At 59.8% G+C, this 19680-nt stretch carries 17 protein-coding genes; 3 read left to right on the top strand and 14 right to left on the bottom strand.

Features of this window, described 5'->3' with window-relative positions; translation table 11 throughout:
- Nucleotides 1–33: 33 nt before the first annotated feature.
- Nucleotides 34–1998 (bottom strand): DNA primase, encoded by a 1965-nt coding sequence (dnaG, locus tag KCG87_RS00250; protein ID WP_135296688.1) that lies wholly within the window; start codon nt 1996–1998, stop codon nt 34–36.
- A 481-nt stretch (nt 1999–2479) separates the two neighbouring features.
- Nucleotides 2480–2695: a 30S ribosomal protein S21 gene (gene rpsU / locus KCG87_RS00245; protein WP_002551877.1), complete on the bottom strand. Its 216-nt coding sequence runs from the start codon at nt 2693–2695 to the stop codon at nt 2480–2482.
- 199 nt (nt 2696–2894) lie between these two features.
- On the opposite strand from rpsU, the gene tsaD reads away from it, so the two are divergent.
- Nucleotides 2895–3920 (top strand): tRNA (adenosine(37)-N6)-threonylcarbamoyltransferase complex transferase subunit TsaD, encoded by a 1026-nt coding sequence (gene tsaD / locus KCG87_RS00240; RefSeq protein WP_210556546.1) that lies wholly within the window; start codon nt 2895–2897, stop codon nt 3918–3920.
- A 35-nt stretch (nt 3921–3955) separates the two neighbouring features.
- On the opposite strand, the gene plsY is transcribed toward tsaD, so the two are convergent.
- Nucleotides 3956–4525 (bottom strand): glycerol-3-phosphate 1-O-acyltransferase PlsY, encoded by a 570-nt coding sequence (plsY, locus tag KCG87_RS00235; protein ID WP_027610711.1) that lies wholly within the window; start codon nt 4523–4525, stop codon nt 3956–3958.
- A 74-nt stretch (nt 4526–4599) separates the two neighbouring features.
- Between plsY and folB the strand changes: the two genes are divergently transcribed.
- Both folB and folK read left to right on the top strand, forming a co-directional pair.
- Complete coding sequence (folB, locus tag KCG87_RS00230; RefSeq protein ID WP_003228857.1) at nt 4600–4956, top strand: dihydroneopterin aldolase; 357 nt, start codon at nt 4600–4602, stop codon at nt 4954–4956.
- Nucleotides 4947–5465 (top strand): 2-amino-4-hydroxy-6-hydroxymethyldihydropteridine diphosphokinase, encoded by a 519-nt coding sequence (gene folK, locus KCG87_RS00225; RefSeq protein WP_210556548.1) that lies wholly within the window; start codon nt 4947–4949, stop codon nt 5463–5465. Before folB ends, folK begins: the two co-directional genes overlap by 10 nt.
- An 80-nt stretch (nt 5466–5545) precedes the next feature.
- On the opposite strand, the gene KCG87_RS00220 is transcribed toward folK, so the two are convergent.
- The 11 genes from KCG87_RS00220 to KCG87_RS00170 all read right to left on the bottom strand — a co-directional run bounded on the left by KCG87_RS00220 (nt 5546) and on the right by KCG87_RS00170 (nt 19630).
- Complete coding sequence (locus KCG87_RS00220) at nt 5546–6775, bottom strand: multifunctional CCA addition/repair protein (RefSeq protein ID WP_098965916.1); 1230 nt, start codon at nt 6773–6775, stop codon at nt 5546–5548.
- A 64-nt stretch (nt 6776–6839) separates the two neighbouring features.
- Entirely contained in the window at nt 6840–8402 is a 1563-nt protein-coding gene (locus KCG87_RS00215) for a SpoVR family protein (protein ID WP_027610714.1), read from the bottom strand.
- On the bottom strand, nt 8399–9670 hold the full coding sequence (locus tag KCG87_RS00210) for a YeaH/YhbH family protein (protein WP_003228849.1): 1272 nt from the start codon (nt 9668–9670) through the stop codon (nt 8399–8401). The genes KCG87_RS00215 and KCG87_RS00210 overlap by 4 nt, the downstream gene beginning before the upstream one ends.
- 107 nt (nt 9671–9777) lie before the next feature.
- A complete protein-coding gene (locus KCG87_RS00205) occupies nt 9778–11700 on the bottom strand; it encodes a PrkA family serine protein kinase (protein WP_003228848.1) in 1923 nt (640 codons plus the stop codon).
- 294 nt (nt 11701–11994) lie between these two features.
- Nucleotides 11995–12324, bottom strand: coding sequence for a thiosulfate sulfurtransferase GlpE (gene glpE / locus KCG87_RS00200; RefSeq protein WP_027610715.1), 330 nt, complete (start codon nt 12322–12324; stop codon nt 11995–11997).
- Between the two features lie 33 nt (nt 12325–12357).
- Nucleotides 12358–13239, bottom strand: coding sequence for a symmetrical bis(5'-nucleosyl)-tetraphosphatase (locus tag KCG87_RS00195; protein WP_027610716.1), 882 nt, complete (start codon nt 13237–13239; stop codon nt 12358–12360).
- Complete coding sequence (gene apaG / locus KCG87_RS00190; protein ID WP_027610717.1) at nt 13239–13619, bottom strand: Co2+/Mg2+ efflux protein ApaG; 381 nt, start codon at nt 13617–13619, stop codon at nt 13239–13241. Before apaG ends, KCG87_RS00195 begins: the two co-directional genes overlap by 1 nt.
- A gap of 114 nt (nt 13620–13733) precedes the next feature.
- The gene (gene rsmA / locus KCG87_RS00185) at nt 13734–14552 is read right to left on the bottom strand and encodes a 16S rRNA (adenine(1518)-N(6)/adenine(1519)-N(6))-dimethyltransferase RsmA (RefSeq protein ID WP_027610718.1); all 819 of its coding nucleotides are present in this window, start codon (nt 14550–14552) and stop codon (nt 13734–13736) included.
- Nucleotides 14549–15538: a 4-hydroxythreonine-4-phosphate dehydrogenase PdxA gene (gene pdxA, locus KCG87_RS00180; RefSeq protein WP_210556550.1), complete on the bottom strand. Its 990-nt coding sequence runs from the start codon at nt 15536–15538 to the stop codon at nt 14549–14551. Before pdxA ends, rsmA begins: the two co-directional genes overlap by 4 nt.
- A complete protein-coding gene (locus KCG87_RS00175; RefSeq protein ID WP_210556552.1) occupies nt 15535–16851 on the bottom strand; it encodes a peptidylprolyl isomerase in 1317 nt (438 codons plus the stop codon). The genes pdxA and KCG87_RS00175 overlap by 4 nt, the downstream gene beginning before the upstream one ends.
- Complete coding sequence (locus KCG87_RS00170; RefSeq protein WP_210556554.1) at nt 16832–19630, bottom strand: LPS-assembly protein LptD; 2799 nt, start codon at nt 19628–19630, stop codon at nt 16832–16834. Before KCG87_RS00170 ends, KCG87_RS00175 begins: the two co-directional genes overlap by 20 nt.
- Nucleotides 19631–19680 lie beyond the last annotated feature (50 nt).

The raw sequence follows: 19680 nt of genomic DNA, 5'->3' as shown, positions 1-19680 counted from the left end.
AAACAAGCCGAGGATTATACCTGAGCTATGACCTCACGCGCCAGTTGAGGTCGGGTTTGATGCGGAAACATTGCGACTTAAAAGGTCGCGCAGTTGATTTTTCTCTTCGGCGCTCAGTTCGCTTTGACGCGCTTTCCTGAGCAACTGTTCCAGATTTCGCTCGCGTTGGCGGGCTGACAAGCTAGTAATGGTGTCGAAAAACTGTTGTTCAAGGTTTTCTCCGTCAATCAGCCACTCCTTTTCCGCCAGCGCTTTCAACAAGCGACCCTGTTCAGTGCCGTGCCATCGCGCGATCAACTGAAATGAGTTTAGCTTGGGATTCTTCTGTACGGCTTCGAGCAGCGCCACAAGCAACTGTGCGTTGGTCTGATTTTCGTCCGCAATGTGCCCGGCGTCCTCGACGCGCTCGGCCAGTTGCGGGTGATGCAGCAATGTTCGCAGCGCGGTCAGGGTCGGTGATTCGACGCCAATCGGCGTGCGCGGGCGTTGTTGATCGCGATCGCCGCCACGCTTGCCGTTCTTGTCCCAGGGTTTCTTGTCCCATTTCTTGCCGCCGGCGCCGGGTTTCTTCGGCGTCCACTCCTGCTGCGGCACATACATGTCTTGTGCCTGCGGCTGATGGTAGTCGCTGTAATCCGGCATTGCGTCGTAATCGATGCCCGGATCGTAGGCGGGCGGCGCTTCCTGCGGCGCGCTTTGCGCCAGCTGGCTGACGGTTTCGCTGCTCAGACCGGTAATTTCGCTCAAGCGCTGGCGCATCAGGATGCGCAGGTTGGCGCCCGGCACTTTGTCGATCAGCGGCGCGGCGAGGGTGGCCATATGGGCCTTGCCTTCGAGCGAGCGCGGATCGGCTTCCTCGGTCAGTTGCTGGAAGAAATAATCGGCCAGCGGCTGCGCATGTTGGTTGATGCGGGCCTTGAAGGCATCAGTGCCTTCGGCGCGAACCAGGGTGTCCGGGTCTTCGCCTTCGGGCAAAAACAGAAAGCGCGCGCGGCGCCCGTCCTGCAGGCACGGCAATGTTGCTTCCAGTGCGCGCCACGCGGCGTTGCGGCCGGCCTGGTCACCGTCGAAGCAGAACAAAACGTTCGGCACTACCCGAAACAGACGCTTGAGGTGTTCTTCGCTGGTTGCAGTGCCCAGGGTCGCGACGGCATTGCGCAAACCTTGCTGGGCGAGGGCGATGACGTCCATGTAACCCTCGACGACGATGATTTCGTCGAGGTTGCGGTTGTTCTTGCGTGCTTCATAGAGGCCGTAGAGCTCCTGGCCTTTATGAAAGACCGGGGTTTCCGGCGAGTTCAGGTATTTCGGCTTGTCGTCGCCGAGTACCCGGCCACCGAAAGCGATGATGCGGCCGCGGGTATCGCGGATCGGGAACATCACGCGATCGCGGAAGCGGTCATAGCGTTTGCCGGTTTCGGCGTTCTCGATCAGCAGTCCGGCGTCGATCATGGCCTTCTGCTGCAAAGTGTCGCTGCTCAAATGCTTGAACAAGTTGTCCCAGCCCGGCGGCGCGAAGCCGAGACCGAAGTCCCGGGCGATCTCGCCGGTCAGTCCGCGGCCCTTGAGATAATCCACCGCAGCCTTGCGCGCCGGATGACTCTTGAGCGCCTGGCGGTAGAAATCGGCGGCGGCGGTGAGCAGCGGGTACAGCGGCGAATCGGTTGGCTGCCGCGGTTTGTGCGGGCGGCCACTTTCTTCGCGGGGGATTTCCATGCCGGCGGCTTTGGCCAGGTCCTCAACCGCCTGGGGGAAATCCAGGTTGTCGTGGTCCATGAGAAAGCCGAGGGCGTTGCCACCGGCGCCGCAACCGAAGCAGTAATAGAACTGCTTGTCCGGGCTGACGCTGAACGATGGGGTTTTCTCTTTATGGAACGGGCAGCAGGCAGTGTAGTTCTTGCCGGCCTTTTTCAGTTGCACACGCGAGCTGACCACGTCGACGATGTCGGTGCGGTTCAGGAGGTCGTCAATAAAGCTCTGGGGAATCAGCCCGGCCATGGCGTTCTCGTCTGCGCTGTAATGAGTCCGATGCGAAGGGCGGCCGGACGCAGGTCTTGAGTGAGGCGCACAAAATGGGCGGCTCGACCGGGTTCGGTTGCGTGATCGCTGTCGGGAAGTGTATCTGCCGAAAAACCACTGACGTCAGTACTCATCAGTTTTCGACTATTTGAAAGTGTTGCGCTGAATCCGCTGACGGCCGATAAATGGCCCCGGATAGCTCAATAAAACGGGCACGCATGCAGGTGCCTTGGGCTGATCGTCGTAAGAGGAATCAGTGGGTGTGCTCGTCAGTAGCCTTGAAAGGCTCGTCAGAAAAGACGTGCACCGCTGGCAAAAGAGCCAGGTCTGACGCGTGAAGCAGATTTGTCTCGGTCGCGTGTGCGGCTTCGACGGTGAAGCATCAAGCGTTTTACGCAAATGCCATTAGCCCGGCTGAGGGCCGGGCTTAGGCAAGAAGCTTGCTACGATCGTCTGTGTATTAGTACAGACGAACGGCGCGGCGCTGTTCGCGCTGAACTTTCTTGGCGTGACGCTTAACAGCGGCTGCTGCTTTGCGCTTACGCTCAGAAGTTGGCTTCTCGTAAAATTCGCGGCTACGAACTTCAGCCAGTACACCGGCTTTTTCGCAGGAGCGCTTGAAACGACGCAGAGCTACGTCGAAGGGTTCGTTCTCTTTAACTTTGACGGCTGGCATCCAGAGCTACCTTCATTCATTACCGGGGTCAACATCCTCGCGGCAAAAGAGCACTTGAAGACGTCGGTTTTTAAGGGTTGCGGATGTTAACCCCTCATCGCTCGGAATGCAAAGCCTCTGATCGAAAACCGCTAGTCGGGGCATCGCATGGCGACTATTATGCGCGCCTTCGAATTCAGCCTAAACAAGGCGCAAACCCATGCTAGTACTGGGATTAGAAACTTCCTGCGACGAAACCGGCGTCGCATTATACGACAGCGAACGCGGCCTGCTGGCCGACGCGCTGTTCAGTCAGATCGACCTGCACCGCGTCTATGGCGGCGTGGTGCCGGAGCTGGCCTCGCGTGACCATGTCAAACGCATGCTGCCCTTGATTCGTCAGGTGTTGGCCGAGGCTGACTGCGTGCCGACCGAGATTGATGCGATCGCCTACACCGCGGGCCCGGGCCTGGTCGGGGCGCTGCTGGTCGGTGCCTCGTGCGCTCAGGCGCTGGCATTTGCCTGGGGCATTCCGGCACTCGGTGTGCACCATATGGAAGGCCACTTGCTGGCGCCGATGCTGGAGCCAAAACCGCCGGAATTCCCGTTCGTCGCTTTGTTGGTTTCCGGGGGGCATACGCAGCTGGTTCAGGTCGATGGCATTGGCCAATACAGCCTGCTCGGCGAGACCCTCGACGATGCCGCCGGCGAAGCGTTCGACAAAACCGCGAAAATGATGGGCCTCAATTATCCGGGCGGGCCGGAAATCGCCAAGCTGGCCGAGAAGGGCGTCGCAGGGCGTTTCACCTTCCCGCGTCCGATGTGTGATCGCCCGGGTCTGGATTTCAGCTTCAGCGGTCTGAAAACCTTTGCCCTCAATACCTGGCAGCAATGCGTCAGCGCCGGGGACGACAGCGAGCAAGTCCGTTGCGACATCGCGCTGGCGTTCCAGCAGGCCGTGGTGGAGACTTTGACCATCAAGTGCAAGCGCGCCCTGAAACACGCGGGCATGAAGCGTCTGGTGATCGCTGGCGGCGTCAGCGCCAACAAGGCCTTGCGCGCTTCGCTGGAAAAGATGCTCGGCGACATGCAGGGCGATGTGTTCTACGCCCGCCCGGAGTTCTGCACAGACAATGGCGCGATGATCGCGTTTGCCGGTTGTCAGCGTTTGCAGGCTGGTCAGCAGGAAAGTCTGGCGATCAGCGTGCAGGCGCGCTGGCCGATGGAGCAGTTGTCGGCACTGTGATTGGCGGTGCGATTGGCGGTGTGGCTGAGCGGTATTTAAAAATGCCGTTCGCGCCCGGCAAACAGGTCGCGTAGATTGCCGCGGTGGCGCCAGACGATCAGCAATGTCAACGCGCTCATCGGCAGCAGCGCTTCCGGTTCTTGCCACGCGAGTAAGGGCAAGGTCAGGGGCGTGGCGATCAGCGCCGCCAGCGAGCTGGTACGGGTCAGGTAGAACGTCAGCAGCCAGGCGCACACCGCCAGCAGCGCGGCGGGTGGATACAGGCCCAGCAGCATGCCGGCAGCCGTGGCGACGCCTTTGCCGCCGCGAAAACGGAAATACAGCGGGAACAGGTGACCGATAACGGCGCACACGCCGATCCAGGCCTGATCCTGCAACGAAAGGCCAGCGGCCGCTGCGATCAGCACCGGTACCAGGCCTTTGCACAGATCACCGAGCAGGGTCAGGATCGCCAGTTTGCGACCGACCAGGCGCAGCATGTTGGTGGCGCCGGCATTACCCGAGCCACTCATTCGCGGATCCGGGTTTCCGGTCAGGCGGCTGAGCAAAATGGCGAAGGACAGAGAGCCGAGCAGGTAGGCGAGAGTCGCCAGTAACCAAAACATGCTAACTATTCCGGGCGAGGACGCCCTGATTCTAACGGCGCATTGCGCCCTTGTCGTGCAGCGGAGAAAAGTGCTTGGACAGAGTGTTTATCGAGGGCCTGGAAGTCGACACCGTGATCGGTGCTTACGACTGGGAGCGGGGCATTCGACAGTGCCTGCGTCTTGATCTGAGCTTCGCCTGGGACAATCGCCCGGCCGCCGCCGGTGACGACCTGACCCTGGCGCTCGATTACGCCAGCGTTTCCACGCGTATCCAGGCGTTTGCCGAGCAATCCCAATATCAACTGGTCGAGACCTTTGCCGAGCGTCTGGTGGAAGTATTGATGGCCGAGTTCAAGATCACCTGGGTTCGCCTCAAGCTGACCAAACCGGGCGCCGTGCCGGCCGCCAAGGGTGGCGTGGGTGTGGAGATCGAGCGCGGATGTCGCTGACTCAGGTGTACCTCGGGCTCGGTAGCAATATCGAGCGCGAAACCCATTTGCGCGCCGGGCTCGACGCTTTGGCGACGTTTCTGGTGGATATCCGCTGTTCGGCGGTATTCAAGAGTCAGCCGGTGGGGATCAAGAGCGGGCCTTTCTTCAACTTCGTGGTCTCGGCATTTACCGATCTGCCCTTGATGGAGCTGGATCGGCGCCTGAAATTCATCGAAGCCGATAACGGGCGCTATGCGCCGGATCGCAAGGGGCTGCCGCTGGATATCGACGTGCTGTTATACGGCGATCTGACCGGTAACTTCGACGGCTTGATTCTGCCGCGTGCCGAGATTCTGAAAAACGCCTTTGTGCTGTGGCCGCTGTCGCTGATTGCGCCGGATCGGGTGCATCCGGGTGTGGGGAAAAGCTTCGCGACGTTGTGGGCCGAGGCGCAGATTGATCAGGTGTTGGCGCCGGTGGCCTTTGAGTGGCGTGGGCAGCAACTGACGTCTTCGGATTTACGTTGAATTAACGGCCGCTTTCGCGAGCAAGCCCACACATTTGGAATGCATTCCCCTTGTGGGAGCGGGCTTGCTCGCGAAGCTTTTCAGGCTGACGCCTTGTCTTTGTAGGCTTTTAGCGCCTTCAGTCGTTCTCGCTTCAGCGCTTCGCCCAGTTCCGGGCCTTTGAATCCCTTCTCCAGTAACGGCTGCACCGCGACTTCCCGCGCAGCCTGGGCAGCGCCGCGTAAATAATCGGCCTGTGGATAACTTCTCTGCTCCAGCCCTTTACGGCCTCGGGCGTCCATTTCGCATGCGCCGACAAACTCTTCAAACCGCTGCGGTCGTCGATACACATCAAAGCTCTGCAACAGCTCCAGCAATGTTGAGGCCTTCAATTCCAGCGCCCGATGACAGTGGGTGTGGTACTTGCCGACAAGCAAGGCCAACTCCTGACAATCCTTCGGTGCCTTGAAGCGTTCGTTGACCGCTTTGATCAGCTTCAACCCAGTGTGTTCATGGGCGATATGTCGTGGCCACTCTTCTTCCGGCGTCAGGCCTTTGCCGAGGTCATGCAGCAGGCAAGCCCAGCGTACCGTCAGCGGTTGTTTGTGCAGAGCTGATTGCTCCAGAACGCTGAGAGTGTGCAGGCCGGTGTCGATTTCCGGGTGATGCACTTCCGGTTGTGGCACGCCAAACAGCGCGTCGACTTCCGGCATCAGTTCTTTCAGTGCGCCGCAATCGCGCAGCACCTGGATGAATACCTGCGGCTGATCTTCCATCAGTGCGCGGGAGATTTCTTTCCAGCTGCGTTCGGCGGTCAGCGCCTGCAGTTCGCCGGACTCGCTGAGCTGGCGCATCAGTTCCAGTGTTTCTGGTGCGACAGTGAAGCCAAGACTGGCATAACGGGCAGCAAAGCGCGCAACGCGCAGCACGCGGAGCGGATCTTCGGCGAATGCGGGGGAAACGTGGCGCAGGATCCGCGCTTCGAGATCGCGTTGCCCATGATAGGGATCGGTGAGGTTTTGCTGGTCGTCCTCAGCTATCGCATTGATGGTCAGATCACGACGGATCAGGTCTTCTTCCAGAGTGACTTCGGGGCTTGCGTGAAAAGTGAACCCGCCATAACCGCGACCGCTTTTGCGTTCGGTGCGGGCAAGGGCGTATTCCTCGCCGGTTTTCGGGTGAAGGAATACCGGAAAATCCGCACCCACGGGGCGAAAGCCCTGGGCGAGCATTTCCTCAGTGGTCGCGCCCACCACCACCCGATCAACGTCGGTGACCGGTATACCCAGCAAGCGATCGCGTACCGCACCGCCAACCTTGAAAATCTGCATAAAAAACCTCCGTTAGCCCGACAGGATAACCCTTGTGTCGGACTTTCGGAGGTCAGAACCGCATCTAGAGATGAATCACGGCCAGGTCGAGTCGACCGTAATCACCCTCGCTGTGTTCACTTCGCGGCGGTACGTGGTGAGTTTTCATGATCTGGTCGCCCTGAAGGGTTTCCAGGTGAATGTCGAAGCCCCACAACCGGTGCAGATGTTTCAGTACCTCGTCGGTGGAATCGCCCAAGGGTTTGCGGTCATGTTGCTGGTGACGCAGGGTCAGCGAGCGGTCGCCGCGGCGGTCGATGCTGTAGATCTGCACGTTCGGTTCGCGGTTGCCGAGGTTGTACTGCGCGGCCAGGGTTTCGCGGATGATCCGGTAACCGGTTTCGTCGTGGATCGCCGGGACCAGCAAATCGTCCTTCTGGTCGTCATCGAGGATGCTGAAGAGCTTCAGGTCGCGGATCACTTTCGGTGACAGGTACTGGAGGATGAAGCTCTCATCCTTGAAACTGCTCATGGCGAATTTGATGCTCGACAGCCAGTCGGAACCGGCGATGTCCGGAAACCAGCGCCGGTCTTCCTCGGTGGGGTTTTCGCACATGCGGCGGATGTCGCGATACATCGCAAAACCCAATGCGTAGGGGTTGATCCCGTTGTAGTAAGGGCTGTCGAAGCCTGGCTGGAACACCACGCTGGTGTGCGAGGTGAGGAATTCCATCATGAACCCGTCAGTCACCAGGCCCTCGTCGTACAGGTCGTTCATCAGGGTGTAGTGCCAGAAGGTGGCCCAGCCCTCGTTCATCACCTGAGTCTGACGCTGTGGATAAAAATACTGGGCGATCTTGCGCACGATCCGCACGATCTCCCGTTGCCACGGCTCCAGCAACGGCGCGTGCTTCTCGATGAAATACAGGATGTTTTCCTGCGGCTCGGCCGGGAACCGGGCGTTGTCCTTGTCGCTGTACTTGTCCGCGCCTTTGGGGATGGTGCGCCACAGATCGTTGATCTGCTTCTGCAAGTGCTCTTCGCGATCCTTCTGCCGCCGGCGTTCTTCCTCGGCGGAAATCGGGTAGGGACGCTTGTAGCGATCGACCCCGTAATTCATCAGCGCATGGCAGGAGTCGAGCAGGTCCTCCACCGCATCGATACCGTGGCGCTCCTCGCATTGCATGATGTACTGCTTGGCGAACACCAGGTAATCGATGATCGAACTGGCATCGGTCCAGGTGCGGAACAGGTAATTGCCCTTGAAGAAACTGTTATGGCCATAGCACGCGTGTGCCACCACCAGCGCCTGCATGCAGATGGTGTTTTCTTCCATCAGATAGGCAATGCACGGATCCGAGTTGATCACGATCTCGTAGGCCAGCCCCATCTGGCCGCGGCTGTAGGATTTCTCGGTGCTGAGGAAGTGTTTGCCGTAGGACCAGTGGTGATAGCCCAGTGGCATGCCGACCGAGGCATAGGCGTCCATCATCTGTTCGGCGGTGATCACTTCGATCTGGTTGGGATAGGTGTCCAGGGCATAGCCGGCCGCAATCCGGGCGATTTCGCGGTCGTAGGCCTGGATCAGCTCGAACGTCCATTCGGAGCCGGTGGAAATGGGTTGGCGTTTCTGCTCTTTGGCGGTCATGTCACTAACCTGCGCTGGAAGAGTTCACGGAAGACCGGATAGATATCCCCGGCCGAGACCAGTTGCTGCTGGGCAAACGTGTCGGAAAAGGCTTCGGCGATGCGTTCGTATTCGTACCAGAGGGCCTGGTGTTCGCGCGGGGTGATCTCCACATAAGTGTAGTACTGCACAAACGGCATGATCTGATTGATCAGGATGTCGCGGCAGATCGGCGAGTCATCGTTCCAGTTGTCGCCGTCGGAAGCCTGCGCGGCGTAGATGTTCCATTCGTTGCTCGGGTAGCGCTCGGCCATGATCTCCTGCATCAGCTTCAGGGCGCTGGAGACGATGGTGCCGCCGGTTTCCCGCGAGTAGAAGAACTCTTCCTCGTCCACTTCCCGGGCGCTGGTGTGATGGCGGATGAACACTACGTCGATCTTGTCGTAGTTCCGCTTGAGGAACAGGTACAGCAGGATGAAAAAGCGTTTGGCGATGTCCTTGGTCGCCTGGGTCATCGAGCCGGACACGTCCATCAGGCAGAACATCACCGCTTTCGAGCTGGGGTTGGGTTGCTTGATCAGCAGGTTGTATTTCAAGTCGAAAGTATCGAGGAACGGCACGCGGTGAATGCGCGCGCTGAGTTTCTCGATTTCCGCTTCGAGTTCCTGAATATCGCCGAAGTTGTCCGGCTCTTCGCGCTTTAATCGCGCCAGTTCCTCTTTGGCCTCGCGCAGTTTGGCACGGCTGCTGCCGGACAGCGCAATGCGCCGGGCGTGGGCCGAGCGCAGGGTGCGGATGATATTGATCCGCGACGGGTTGCCTTCGTTACTGATCCCCGCGCGCACGGTCTTGAAGGTGTCGGTACCACTGAGGTTGCGCTTGACCAGATTCGGCAGTTCAAGGTCCTCGAACATGAACTCGAGGAATTCTTCCTGGGTGATCTGGAAAACGAATTCGTCCATGCCCTCGCCGGAATTGCCAGCCTTGCCGGGACCGCGTCCACCGCCGCCCCCCGGAGGCCTGGCGATGTGTTCGCCGGCAGTGAATTCCTTGTTGCCGGGATGAACCACGGTCTGCTTGCCGCCGCGACCGTGGTGAAGCACCGGTTCGTCGATATCGCGACCGGGAATGCTGATCTGTTCGCCGTGTTCCATGTCAGTGATGGAACGGCGGCTGACTGCCTCTTCGACAGCCTTCTTGATGTGATCACGGTAACGCCGCAGGAAGCGCTGGCGGTTCACCGTGCTCTTGTTCTTGCCATTGAGACGTCGGTCGATCACATAGCTCATACGTGGCCCTCCGGGCAGCTTCAAGTTGTGAGCTGCGAGCCGCAAGTAGAAGCACAGCGTTCACATGCTTTTTTCTTGCAGCTCGTAGCTTGAAGCTTGTAGCTGTTTTACTGCGATTTCCGGACCCGTAGGTACCATTCGGACAGAAGTCTTACCTGTTTGTCGGTGTAGCCGCGTTCGACCATTCGAGTAACGAAGTCGTTGTGTTTCTGTTGATCCTCTTTGCTCGCCTTGGCATTGAAGCTGATGACTGGCAGCAGGTCTTCGGTGTTCGAGAACATTTTCTTCTCGATGACCACCCGCAGTTTCTCGTAGCTGAGCCAGGTCGGGTTCTTGCCGTTGTTGTTGGCTCGGGCGCGCAACACGAAGTTGACGATTTCGTTGCGGAAATCCTTCGGATTGCTGATGCCCGCCGGTTTCTCGATTTTCTCCAGTTCTTCGTTCAGGGCGACACGGTTGAGAATCTCGCCGGTTTCCGGATCGCGGTATTCCTGATCCTGGATCCAGAAGTCCGCATACAGCACATAGCGGTCGAAGATGTTCTGCCCGTACTCGCTGTAAGACTCCAGATAAGCGGTCTGGATCTCCTTGCCGATGAATTCGATATAACGCGGCGCCAGGTATTCCTTGAGGTAGCGCAGGTAGCGTTCGCGGGTCTCGGCCTGGAACTGTTCCTGCTCGATCTGTTGTTCCAGTACATACAACAGGTGCACCGGGTTGGCGGCGATTTCATGCGGATCGAAGTTGAACACCTTGGACAGAATCTTGAACGCGAAGCGGGTCGAGAGACCGTTCATGCCTTCGTCGACGCCCGCCGAATCGCGGTATTCCTGGATCGACTTGGCCTTCGGATCGGTATCCTTGAGATTTTCCCCGTCGTAGACGCGCATCTTCGAGTAGATGTTGGAGTTTTCCGGTTCCTTGAGGCGCGACAGCACGGTGAACTGCGCCAGCATCTTCAGGGTGTCGGGGGCGCAGTGTGCTTTGGCCAGCGAACTGTTGAACAGCAATTTGTCGTAAATCTTCACCTCGTCACTGACCCGCAGGCAGTACGGCACTTTGACGATGTAGATCCGGTCGATGAACGCTTCGTTGTTCTTGTTGTTGCGGAAGGTGTGCCACTCCGATTCGTTGGAGTGCGCGAGCAGGATCCCGGTGAACGGAATCGCCCCCAGCCCTTCGGTACTGTTGTAGTTGCCTTCCTGCGTGGCGGTCAGCAATGGGTGCAGCACCTTGATCGGTGCCTTGAACATTTCGACGAATTCCATCAGGCCCTGGTTGGCCCGGCACAGCGCACCGGAGTAGCTGTAGGCGTCGGCGTCGTTCTGTGGGTATTCCTCGAGTTTGCGGATGTCGACCTTACCGACCAGCGCCGAGATGTCCTGGTTGTTCTCGTCACCCGGTTCGGTCTTGGCCACGGCGATCTGGTTGAGGATCGACGGATACAGTTTGACCACACGGAACTGGCTGATGTCGCCACCGAATTCGGCCAGGCGTTTGGTCGCCCACGGCGACATGATGGTGTTCAGGTAGCGCCGCGGGATGCCGAAGTCTTCCTCGAGGATCGCGCCATCTTCGGTGGCGTTGAACAGACCCAGCGGGGATTCGAATACCGGCGAGCCCTTGATCGCGTAGAAGGGCACTTTTTCCATCAGCTGTTTCAGCTTCTCGGCCAGGGACGATTTACCGCCACCGACGGGGCCGAGCAGGTAGAGGATCTGTTTCTTCTCTTCCAGGCCTTGGGCGGCATGGCGGAAATACGAGACGATCTGGTCGATGCATTCTTCCATCCCGTGGAAGTCTTCAAAGGCCGGATAGCGACGAATCACCTTGTTGGAGAAGATCCGCGACAGCCGCGAGTTGGTCGACGTGTCGAGCAGCTCGGGTTCGCCGATGGCCATCAATAGACGCTCGGCGGCGGAAACGTAAGCGCTGCGGTCCTTTTTGCACAGCTCCAGGTACTCCTGCAGCGAGAGTTCTTCCTGGCGTGTGGACTCGAAGCGTTGTTGGAAGTGGCTAAAGATACTCATGACGTCACCTCGCTCGATACGTGGAGCCGACGCCGGATCACTCAGTCGATGCTGGCAAGCAGCCGTGGTGGCCGCTTGTTTACCCCCCAGAACACTTTCGCGGTCGACAACCTTGAAAGTCACTCCCGATGACCCGTGCGCCGGTGTACCGGCTCTCCCCTGTTTTGGATGGCCTGGGCTTAAGGATAGTTGGGAATTCGAGAGGTAAAGGCGAGATACGTAATTAGTTGTGGCAGACCGTTCGTCTGCCGCGCGCAGGCCCACGGCAGCCGGGGCCTGCGCGTGACAAAAAAATTATTCGGCGGTGCCTTGCGCGGTTTCCGACGGATAAGTCGCACGCCACAGCTCGAAGCCGCCGTCCATGCTGTAGACGTCGGAGAAGCCCTGGCTGATCAGGTAGGCGGCCGCGCCCTGGCTGGAATTGCCGTGGTAGCAGACGACAACGGTCGGTGCATCGAGGTCGGCGCCTTGAATGAAGGCGTGCAGCGAGTGGTTGTCCAGATGCTTCGAACCGCTGATATGCAGGGCGGCAAAAGTTGCAGGATCACGGACATCGACCACGACTGCGCCTTGCTCACGCAGGGCATGGGCCTGTTCCGGGGGGATTCGTTTGAATTCGCTCATGGCGGGTTCCTGTAGCTCGGCAGAGTGCGCAGTCTAACGCGGGGCGCTGACTGGTGGAGTTTCGGGGATAAGTGGTGCGACTGATGGCGCAAGCCCGCCGTGTTCATCGCATTTGCATGACACGCGCTCGCCGCTGTCGACGTTCATCAGGGTCAGGCTGCCGCCCCAGACACAACCGGTGTCCAGTGCCGAGATGCCCGGTTCACGGACATCGCCTTCCAGCGCGGCCCAGTGGCCGAAAATGATGCGCAGACCGCGGGTCTTGCGCTCTTTGTGCTGGAACCATGGCTTATAGCCGGGCGGGGCAGTGTCGAGACCTTCCTTGCTCTTGAGGTCGAGCTTGCCCTCGGCGGTGCAGAAGCGCATGCGGGTGAAATAGTTGGTGATGACGCGCAGGCGGGTTACGCCCGTGAGCTCGCTGTCCCACTTCGCCGGCTCATTGCCGTACATGCCATCGAGATACAGCGGAAACAGGTTGTCGTCACGCAGTGCCGCTTCGGCCTCGGCCGCGTACTTCAGGGCCTTGCGCAAGGACCACTGCGGTGGGATGCCTGCGTGCACCATGGCTACTTCGCGTTGTTCGTCGTAGTGCATGAGTTTCTGCTGGCGCAGCCACTCGAGCAGATCGGCTGCGTCGGGGGCTTCAATGATCTCGCGCAGGGTATCGGACTTCTTCAGGCGCTCAATGTTGTTGGCCGCAGCGAGCAGGTGCAGGTCATGGTTACCCAGTACGCAAACCAGCGAATCGCGCATGCCGTAGAGAAAACGCAGGGTCTCCAGCGATTGCGGGCCGCGGTTGACCAGGTCGCCGACCAGCCACAGCCGATCGAGCTTCGGGTCGAAAGCCACTTGCTTGAGCAGACATTTGAGCGGTTCGAGGCAGCCTTGCAGGTCGCCGACGGCGTACGTCGTCATCAGTGCAGGGCTCCGGGGACGGCGAGGCGGAAAGGTTTGATGATCGCGTCGAAATGCTTGCCGTCATCGGCGACCATTTCGTAAGTGCCCTCCATGGTGCCGACCTTGGTGGTCATCACCGTGCCGCTGCTGTAGGTGTGGCTTTTGCCAGCCTCGATCAGCGGTTGCTGGCCGACGACGCCAGCGCCGCGAACCTCTTCGACATGCCCGTCACCGTCGGTAATCACCCAATGTCGTGACATCAGCTGGGCAGGGCGCTCGCCATTGTTCTGCACGGTGATGGTGTAGGCGAAGGCGAAGCGGTTGTGCTCGGGTTGCGATTGTTCTGCCAGGTAGCGGGTAACGACACTGACGTCGACCTGATAACGAGAATCGGACATGCAAAAGGGCCTTAAGCAAAGCGGAACGCGAGGCGTAGCTGATGGGGAATCAGTCTAGGCAAGTATCGGGCAGTAAACCAGAGTGGCGGCCTGCCCGATAGCGTTCATCGCCGGTCAGTCGGCGGCGGGGGCGGCAGGAACCTGCTCGGCGAGCTTGTCGGCCAGGCGCACGAATGCGGCCAGGTCCAGTTGCTCGGGGCGCAGGCTGCCATCGACACCGGCGGCTTCGATCTCGGCAGCGGTCATCAATTGCTTGAGGGTGTTGCGCAGAGTCTTGCGACGCTGGTTGAAGGCTTCGCGAACGACACGCTCGAGCAGGCGATGATCCTTGGCCGGGTGCGGCAGTACCGCATGCGGCACCAGGCGGACGATGGCCGAGTCGACCTTTGGCGGCGGGTTGAAAGCGCCCGGGCCGACGTTGAACAGGTGTTCCACACGGCAGTGATACTGAACCATGATCGACAGACGACCCCAGTCCCCGCCACCCGGGCCTGCGGCCAGGCGCTCGACCACTTCCTTCTGCAGCATGAAGTGCATGTCGCGAATGATGCCGGCGTTGTTCAGCAGGTGGAAAATCAGCGGCGTCGAGATGTTGTACGGCAGGTTGCCGACCACGCGCAGGCTGTTCGGCGCGGCGTTGAGGGTGTTGAAGTCGAACTTCAGCGCATCGCCCTGATGCAGGTTGAAGTTGCTCTTGCCGGCAAACTGCTGGTTGAGGATCGGGATCAGGTCCTTGTCCAGTTCCACCACGTCGAGCTGCGCACCGGAGTTGAGCAGGCCAGCGGTCAGCGCGCCCTGGCCCGGGCCGATTTCCAGCATGCGGTCGCCGGATTTGGCACTGATGGAGCGCAGGATGCGGTCGATGACGCCGGCGTCGTGCAGGAAGTTCTGGCCAAAGCGTTTGCGCGCCTTGTGTTGGTATTGCTCGGTCATAAACGGGTCTCGGCCATCTGGTAGGCGGTTTCCAGGGCGACCTGCAGGCTGCCGGTGTCGATCTTGCCGCTGCCGGCCAGATCCAGGGCGGTGCCGTGATCGACCGAGGTGCGGATGATCGGCAGGCCAAGGGTAATGTTGACTGCGGCGCCGAAGCCTTTGTACTTCAGCACGGGCAGGCCCTGGTCGTGGTACATCGCCAGCACTGCGTCGCAGTGCTCCAGATATTTGGGGGTAAACAGAGTGTCGGCAGGCAGCGGGCCACGAAGGTCCATGCCCTCGCCGCGCAGGCGCTCTAAGGTAGGTTCGATGATGTCGATTTCTTCATGGCCCAGGTGTCCGCCTTCACCGGCGTGCGGGTTGAGCCCACAGACCAGGATGCGTGGCCGGGCGATGCCGAATTTGTCTTGCAGGTCGGCGTGCAGAATCCGCGTGACCCGCTCCAGCCGTTCCGGCGTAATTGCATCGGCAATCTCGCGCAGGGGCAGGTGAGTGGTGACCAGGGCTACGCGCAAACCGCGAGTAGCGAGCATCATCACCACTTGGGCGGTGTGGGTCAGGTCGGCGAGAAATTCCGTGTGTCCGGAGAACGGGATGCCGGATTCGTTGATCACGCCCTTGTGTACAGGGGCGGTGATCATCCCGGCGAAGTCGCCGTTCAGGCAGCCGTTGCCGGCACGGGTCAGGGTTTCGAGGACGAACGCGGCGTTGGCCTTGTCCAGTTGCCCGGCAACCACGGGGGCGCTGAGCGAGGTGTCCCAGACGTACAGGCTGCCGGCCGCTGCTGGCGCATCCGGCCATTGACCGGGTGCCACTTCCAGCAAAGTGACGGCCAGCCCCAGCTGCGCGGCCCGCTCGGTGAGCAGGTCGCGGCTGGTGATGGCAATCAGGGGGTGTGGCTGGGCTTGCGAGGCGAGCAGCAGGCACAGGTCGGGACCGATGCCGGCTGGTTCGCCGGGTGTCAGCGCGAAACGCTTGGGTTTCACTGCGCTGCCTGGTCTGCACCAGGGAGTTTGATTTCTACGTAGGCTTCTTCACGAATCTGACGCAGCCAGTTCTGCAGCTCTTCATCGTACTTTTTGTTACGCAGAACGGTCATCGCTTGTTGCTCGCGGGCCTGTGCGGTGCTGTCGGTGGCGCGGCGGCCAAGGACTTCCAGTACGTGCCAGCCGTACTGGGTCTGGAACGGCTTGGACAGCTGACCTTGTGGGGTCTTGGCCATCACTTCGCGGAATTCCGGTACCAGTGCGTTCGGGTCGATCCAGTTCAGGTCGCCACCGTTGAGCGCCGAACCCGGGTCTTCGGAGTAGTTCTTCGCCAGTTCTGCGAAGTCTTCGCCGGCCAGGATGCGCTCGTACAGCGATTGCACCAGGGCTTTGGTCTTGGCTTCGTCACGGATCGGGCTTGGTTTGACCAGGATGTGGCGCACATGCACCTCATCACGCATCTGCGCTTCGCCACCACGTTTGGCCAGCAACTTGAGGATGATGAAACCACCCGGGGTACGTGCAGGCTGAGTGATGTCGCCAACGGCCATGCTGCTCAGCTCACGATCGAACGGCGGTGGCAGTTGCGCAGCTTTACGCCAGCCCATGTCGCCGCCTTCCAGGGCGTTGTCGCTGCCGGATTTGGCAACGGCCATCTGACCGAAGTCATCGCCTTGCTTGAGCTTCTGGTAAACGTCCATCGCCTGACGGTAAGCGCTCTGAATCGCATCAGAGTTGGCGCTTTCCGGCGTCGGGATCAGGATGTTGGCCAGGTGCAATTCTTCGGACAGCTGCATCTTGCCCAGGTCGGAGGCGAGGAAGTTCTTCACTTCCTGCTCGGAGACCTGAATGCGTTCTGCCACGCGGCGCTGACGCACACGGCTGATGATCATCTCGCGCTTGATCTGGTCACGGGCGTCGTCATAGGACAAACCGTCGTGTGCCAGGGCGGCGCGGAATTGATCCACGGTCATGTTGTTGCGCTGGGCAATCGTACCGACCGCCTGGTTCAGCTCTTCATCGGTAATGCGGATGCCGGAACGCTCGCCGATCTGCAGTTGCAGGTTTTCGACGATCAGGCGCTCGAGCACCTGCTGATCCAGCACGCCTGGAGGCGGCATGCCGCCGCCACGTTTGGCGATGGTCTGCTGAACTTCGTGGACGCGCTGGTCCAGTTGGCTCTGCATGACCACGTCGTTATCAACGATCGCGACCACTTTATCGATGGACTGTACTGCGGCGTTGGCCGCAGTACCCAGGAACAGCGCGCCCAGCAGCAGCGGGCGCAGAGAATCAGAAAGCTTGGTCTTCACGTTGACGATAACCTTGGATGCCTTTGTCGAGGAAGCTCTCTACCTTGGCGCCAGTCAGGCCGCCGAGTCCCTTCAGAACAATTTGGAGGAAGACGCCGTGGTCGCCTTTTTCGTTTTGCGGAGCTTCCTGACTGAATTCGTCGTAGGAAACCCAGTAACGGTTGATCAGGCGCAGTTTCCAGCAGCAGTTGTCGTATTCGAAACCACCGAAGGCTTCCAGCGTACGGTTGCGGTTGTAGTCGTACTGCCAGCGGCTGATCGCGCTCCACTGCGGAACGATCGGCCAGATGACCGAGAAGTCATGCTGCTGGATCTTGTAGTAGTCCTTCACGTAGCCAGGTTGGCCCGGAGTGCCGTAGTCGCCGCCGCCCACAGCCCACTTGCCGGTGTTCTGGTCGTAACGGATCTGGTCGTTGCGATAGCGATAACCGACGTTGACCACCTTGTTCGGGTTGTCTTCCGGCTGGTAGTGGAACATCGCACTGCCGGAGCGCGGGCTGCGGCTGTCCGGATCCCAGTTGTAATCGGCAGTGGTGCGCCAGTCACGGTTCCAGCGATATTCGTATTCGAGGGCGTACGGCGAAACACTGGATTTCGCGTCGTCACGATCCTTGAATGCGATGCCCGGGAGTTGAACTTCACGATCCTTGAAGTAGTAAGCCTGACCGACGCTGATGCGCTGACGTTCGAAGCCGTTATCCTCGATCCAGCGGCTGGTCACGCCCAGCGACAACTTGTTCTCGTCGCCGACACGGTCGGAGCCGGAGAAGCGGTTGTCACGGAACAGCGAGGCATAGTTGAAGGTGTACTCACTGGTGTCGAAGACCGGAATGTCTTCCTGGTCGACCTTCGGTACATACAGGTAGAACAGACGCGGTTCCAGAGTCTGGCGATAGTTCTTGCCGAAGTAGGACGTGTCGCGGTCGAAGTACAGGCCGCTGTCGACGCTGGCGATCGGTACGCCGCGGTTCTGGTTGCTGTCGAAGGTGCCGTTGAGTTTGTCCGACTCGGGACTTTGCGCAGCAATCTGCGACTTGCCGGTGCCGTCCAGATCCAGTTGATACTGGGTGTACTGGTACTTGAGCGATGGCTTGAGGAAGCCATAAGTCCAGTTCATCGGGAGGCTGACACCCGGTTTCAGGTTCAGTCGATCGCCGTTTGCACGGGCCAGACCCTGGATGTTGTTGTCCAGGCGAGGCTCGATAGTACCGTCTTCGTTCACGAAGTTGCCGTCTTTCAAGTCACGATCAAAGCGCACCAGCTCGGTCTCGTAATCGAAATTCAAACCTTCCGGATGGTACGGCAACTGACCATTGAAGGTGATCTGCGGCAGGCGACCGTACGGCGTGACGTTCGAAACGGTAGCCAGTTGATACTGCTGAGCATTCAGGCGTGCGGTGTAGCTGTCGCCTCGGTAAGTCACCGAACCCTGCTGGTTCACGTAGTCAGCGCTCTTCACACCGATCTGATCGGTGGTCAGATCCTGGAAGTAATACGGATCGCTGATCTTGGTGTAGTCGACCTGAGTCATCACACGGGAGTCGAGACCGCCCTTGTGCTGCCAGTTGTACATGTAGCGATTTTTTTCGTAATCGGACTGCTTGCTGCGATCGGTATCTTCGTCGTTCAGATACGCCGCACCAAACTGGCCTTCGCTGGACTTGGTCAGGTAACGGAACTCGCCTTCGACCAGCATGCCCCGCTTGCTCATGTAGCGCGGGTACAACGTGGCATCGTAGTTCGGCGCCAGGTTGAAGTAGTACGGGGTCACCAGCATGAAGCCGGTATCGCTGCCGGTGCCGATGGTCGGCGGCAGGAAACCCGATTGGCGACGATCGTCGATCGGGAAGTAGATGTACGGCGTGTACAGGATCGGGATGTCCTTGACCCGCAGTGTCACGTTGGTCGCGGTACCGAAGCCGGTGGCAGGGTTCAGGGTGATGTTGTTGCCCTTGAGCTGCCAGGCGTTGCTGTTCGGTTCGCACGTGGTGTACGTGCCGTCCTTCAAGCGAATGATCGCGTTTTCGGCACGCTTGGCGTACAGCGCGTTACCGCGGATGCGCGATTTGTGCATCACGTATTCGGCGTTGTCGACCTTGGCTTCACCGGTGTCGAGCTGCACATCGGCGTGGTCGCCGACGATCAGTGCGCCGTTGTCGCGGATGCGCACGTCGCCGTTGAGTTCGGCGCGGCTCTCGGCCTGATACAGGCTGGCCTCGTCGGACTCGACCTGCATGCTGCCCTGACGCAGGACCACGTCGCCGGCCAGCGTACCCACCTGATCTTCGGTGTTGTAGCGCGAGGCTTTGGCGCCGATAAAGGTCGGTGCGTCACTTTTATTCGTCTTGTCATTCATGCCAGGACGAATCGGTTCGATATAGGAACCAGAGCAGTAAGGACCGGTCTCGGCCAATTGGGCGGCGGTGAGCTTCTCGCGCGGAACCCAGTCGAGGTGACTGTAGTCTTCGCTACGGGATTTCAGACCGCGGCCCTTGGCTTCGGTGACCAGCACAGGCTTGGCGCCGGTGTCGGATGTGGAACCGTTCTGGGTCGGGGCTTCGCCGGCGGCGCTGACAGCGCTGCCGTCATGCACCGGACGCGGCGGCAATGCAGCTGCCGGCGTCTTGGGTGCACACGCCCAGCCACCCGTTGCCGAGACGGCGCAGTCATACTGCTCGGCGGCAACAACGAATTGACTGGCCAGAGGTTGCATAGCCAGCAGACTGCCGGTTACCAACAACGGAAATTTTTTACGAAACGCGGGGGATTTCAATGCCATCTTATTAGTCCGGGCTTCCTGCGTGCCATCTGCCCGCGGTGTGGGCCGCA

It is taken from the genome of Pseudomonas sp. MWU347 (assembly GCF_017947305.1).
Lineage (GTDB): Bacteria > Pseudomonadota > Gammaproteobacteria > Pseudomonadales > Pseudomonadaceae > Aquipseudomonas > Aquipseudomonas putida_A.
This window is presented reverse-complemented; position numbering and strand designations above follow the sequence as displayed.